At 57.8% G+C, this 4,269-nt stretch carries 3 protein-coding genes; all 3 read left to right on the top strand.

Features of this window, described 5'->3' with window-relative positions; all coding sequences use genetic code 11:
- Positions 1 to 940 (top strand): BID domain-containing protein (locus tag PY650_RS36115; protein ID WP_285884867.1); only part of this gene is annotated, 940 nt, incomplete at its 5' end.
- A 557-nt stretch (positions 941 to 1,497) separates the two neighbouring features.
- The gene (locus PY650_RS36110; RefSeq protein WP_285884866.1) at positions 1,498 to 2,094 is read left to right on the top strand and encodes a dual specificity protein phosphatase family protein; all 597 of its coding nucleotides are present in this window, start codon (positions 1,498 to 1,500) and stop codon (positions 2,092 to 2,094) included.
- A gap of 103 nt (positions 2,095 to 2,197) precedes the next feature.
- Positions 2,198 to 3,601, top strand: coding sequence for a Si-specific NAD(P)(+) transhydrogenase (gene sthA / locus PY650_RS36105; protein WP_285884864.1), 1,404 nt, complete (start codon positions 2,198 to 2,200; stop codon positions 3,599 to 3,601).
- Positions 3,602 to 4,269 lie beyond the last annotated feature (668 nt).

Genomic DNA, 4,269 nt, shown 5'->3' with positions numbered 1-4,269 from the left:
GCGACGGGACATTGGAGACGGAACCGGTCTCTCCCGCCAAATCGATCTTGGCCTCTCGGTCGGAAGGGCTGAAGACCGGCTTCCGGCTCACGACAGCACTATAGGTGAGCACGTTCGCTCTCTGGCAGCTCTTCAGCCGTCGCCCGGCCGAGAGGCTGAGCGACAACAGCGGAATGCTGAAGCGCCGAATAAAGTCGAGCCGTTGGTGCCGGCGATCACGCATTACACTCGGAGCCTCGACGAGGTTGCCCGCGAGCGAGCGCGGCCAGATCTTGAGCGAGCGATGCAGGCGGTCCGGTCGGTTGCAGAGCGGGTCTATGTTGATCCGGAGACGGTCGCCGCCAGGGTCAGCGCTGCCATTGTGGACGGCAACATCGAGCGCGCGGAGTTGGTGAAGTCGATCGCAGAGCGGCCGGAGCAGTTCGGGGAGTTGCTCGGAAAGGGCAGCCGCCTGGGAGACAGCAAGGATCGCGCCGCTGCCCGCCACTACGCCAAATCGCTGAGCCATCATATCGCATCATCCGCACAAACCTGGGAGCGTCGTCTGGAGGCAGAGCGCAAGTCCGAAACGTGGAACCGCGAGAAACGCGACCTTATTGAAGTGCCCGGCCTCACAAAGGGAAGCGAGTCGCTGCTGACGCGGCTTGATCAGCAGCCCTATGAACACAAATCCAAATTCCTGGCGCGGCTACTTGCGTCGCCGGAAGGGCGCCGGGCCATAAACGAAGCGAAGGCAGTCGCGAATGCTCTCGAGCGACGGTTTGGCAGCGCAGAAGCTCGAAACTGGAACGACGACCTGCGCATCGACTCGGAGATACCTGCCGCAATCGAGCGGATCAAAGCCGTCGCCCGCATCGCCGATCGCGCTCAAAGAGAGGAAATCTCACTGCGATACGAACTGACTCGAAGGCTGGGTAAAGACCTCGGATTGGGAATGTGAAGTTGCCTCGAGATAAGTGCAATGATGGGCACAAGTCACTGCACGACGACACCTGTCCCGCACTGAGCCCTACAAGCGAGCTTTGCTCGCAAAGCGCTCGTCGACATGGGCGCTCGCATAGTGTCAACACTATTGCGGCAGCGATCGAACCTCGCGGCATTTCACTTTGCTTCGCTGATCGCACGTTTCGAGCTCGCTGACTGGGTACGGCACGGCCCGCCCTTTGACATCGCCGTTCATGACCATATTATCATCGGCAAGATCGGCTACGTTACCTTTAAGGCCCAGCGGCTGGTTCAAATTGCGCCATCCCACACGCGGCAATACATTAGCATACTATTATAAATAACTGTTGTTTAGCGCATTATTTGTCGTTGATGATGACCTAGGTTGTCGATATATCGAGATCTTTAATCTCAGGTAACACGCTCCGGTTTTCAGGTACCTGTCAGGATGTTCTGACAGAAGGACGGCGCCTCCACATCGGCCCATCCGCCGGGGAAGCCGTTGTTTTGTTTGCGCCTTATCCGCTCAGGGTTCGGCGGTGCGGAGACCACATGTCGAAGACATCATCATCGCTTTCTGGTCGCCTGCGCCGCATCGGCCGCAGCGTACTTCTGGCGCTCTCCCCATTCGCGCTGATCGCCGGCGGCTTTTACGCACACATGCTCTGGACGACTAATTTCCACCCCGTCATCGCGGGCCAGGTTTATCGTTCCTCCCAGCCGTCGGCTGCGACGATTGCCGAACTGCAGAAGCAGTACGGCATCAAGACCATCATCAATCTGCGTGGCGACAACAGTGGCCGCAGCTGGTATGACAACGAAGTCACCCAGGCGAAGGAACTGAATATCAACCACATCGACTTCAAGATGTCTGCCAGTCGCGAACTGACCCAGGCCCAGGCCGCCCAGCTCGTCGAAATCATGCGTGATGCACCGAAGCCATTGCTGATTCATTGCCAGGCGGGCGCTGATCGCACCGGGCTTGCTTCAGCCCTCTATCTCGCGGCCATCGCCAAAACCGGCGAAGCGACTGCGGAAGGTCAAATGTCGATCATGTACGGACATCTGCCGCTTTCCTTCACCGGTGCCTATGCCATGGACCGGACTTTTGAAAAGCTGGAGCCTTGGCTCGGCCTTTCCAGCTCCTGATCATTTCCCGTTAGATAATCTGTAACATTGAGCGGCTACCGGTTGACGGACAGCATGTTGCGTTGCGACATTGATTCCTTAATTCATCACCCGAGGCTTCCCGATGGACCAATTCGATCTCATAGTCGTGGGCAGCGGCCCCGCAGGCCGCAGAGGCGCCATTCAGGCCGCCAAACTCGGCAAGAGGGTGCTTGTGATCGAGCAGGGCAAGCGCGTCGGCGGTGTATCCGTCCATACCGGCACAATTCCATCGAAGACATTGCGTGAAACCGCGCTCAACCTCTCCGGCTGGCGCGAACGCGGCTTCTACGGCCGGGCCTATCGCGTCAAACAGGAAATCAGCGCCGAGGATCTGCGTCGCCGTCTGCTAATCACCCTCGACCATGAAGTCGAAGTGCTGGAGCATCAGTTCGCCCGCAATCGCGTGCACCATATTCGCGGCAAGGCGAGCTTCGTCGATCCGCAGACCATGCAGGTCGTCAAGGACGACGGCGAAGTGCTCCATGTCACCGGCGCCAGCATTCTGCTTGCGGTCGGCACCAAACCCTTCCGCCCGGATTACATGCCCTTCGACGGCAAGACCGTTCTCGACAGCGACGAGTTGCTGGAGATCGAGGATCTGCCGCGCTCGATGGTCGTCATTGGCGCCGGCGTCATCGGAATCGAATATGCGACGATCTTCAGTTCGCTCGATACGCAGGTCACGCTGATCGATCCCAAAACGACGATGCTCGACTTCATCGACAAGGAGATCGTCGAGGATTTCACCTACCAGTTGCGCGACCGCAACATGAAGCTGCTGCTCGGGCAAAAGGCAGAGAAGGTCACCCGTCAGGACGGCAAGGTAGAACTGTTGCTGAACAATGGTCGCCGTATCGTCACGGACATGGTGTTATTTGCGGCCGGCCGCATGGGGGCTACCGATACGCTCAATCTGGCAGCCGCTGGTCTCGAGGCCGACAATCGTGGCCGCCTTAGCGTCAACCCGGAAACCTTTGCCACCAACGTTCCCCATATCTTTGCCGCCGGCGACGTCGTCGGTTTTCCGAGCCTTGCTTCGACCTCGATGGAACAGGGCCGAATCGCGGCCCGCGTTGCCGTCGGCGCCATCGCTAAGGAACCGCCGAAATACTTCCCCTACGGCATCTATGCGGTGCCGGAAATCTCGACCTGCGGCCTGTCCGAGGAAGAAGTCAAGGAACGTCATATTCCTTACGAATGCGGCATCGCCCGCTTCCGCGAGACGTCGCGCGGCCACATCATGGGCCTTGATACCGGCCTCCTGAAGATGATCTTCTCGCTGAAGACCCGCCGCCTGCTCGGCGTCCATATCGTCGGCGAAGGCGCAACCGAACTTGTCCATATCGGCCAGGCGGTGTTGAACCTCAAGGGCACGGTTGAATATTTCGTCGAAAACACTTTCAACTACCCGACACTCGCCGAAGCCTACAAGATCGCCGGCCTCGATGCATGGAACCGCATGGGTGACATCAAGTCGGAGATTTGAGCAGGCTAAGAAATAGCCTCCTCTACTCGTCACGGAGATGAACGAAGTTTCAACGGCACCGTCGCGCCTGTGCTTCTACAAATGAGGAGCCCAGTGTGCGAAGCCTCTCGTTGGGATGCGCGGAAAAGAGCCTGACACACCGGGCCGAGGCAGATTAATAACTCGAACCCCTCGAGTTCGAACCCTTCTTTGTCTGGGTGCAACTGACCGATGTATGCATTGCGTGGTTGGCTGCACTTCTTGTGCTATGAGGCTTGCCCACGAGAAGCAAAGTTCTTCCATTGGGTGCGGTGTTTACGACTTCGCATCGCTTCGAGTGCGGAGCACGCACGACATAAAAGCCAGCGGCAGAAAGAGCGGGAGCCGCTGATAAGATCAGAGCAAGTGACATTGCAGTCACGAATCTAGTCATTGTACTTCTCTCCAATGAGTAATTTGAGACCCACGGTGGATGCACTTACGCCAAGAGTATACTCTCCTAACATAAACCATTAAAGTAACTATAATTCACAGGCGAAGTTATTTTTCGGAACACCGCGTCATCTGTTTCGAAGTAAAGCCGCTCCAGGCATCGGCATAGGGGGCGATCGTATTTGATCGCGCCCCTGCCACACCACCCGGCATGCGGGTCCGCACCGGGCGGTTCGAGAGATTGAGGTTAAGTGAGT

It is taken from the genome of Martinezella calliandrae (assembly GCF_030272695.1).
GTDB classification, from domain to species: domain Bacteria; phylum Pseudomonadota; class Alphaproteobacteria; order Rhizobiales; family Rhizobiaceae; genus Rhizobium; species Rhizobium calliandrae.
Note: the sequence above shows the minus strand (reverse complement) of the source record. Positions and strands in the feature narration are given on the sequence as shown.

Bases quoted from the DNA above. Each gene is read 5' to 3' on its own strand.
- PY650_RS36110 (WP_285884866.1), top strand. From the start codon at position 1,498: ATGTCGAAGACATCATCATCGCTTTCTGGTCGCCTGCGCCGCATCGGC.
- sthA (WP_285884864.1), top strand. From the start codon at position 2,198: ATGGACCAATTCGATCTCATAGTCGTGGGCAGCGGCCCCGCAGGCCGC.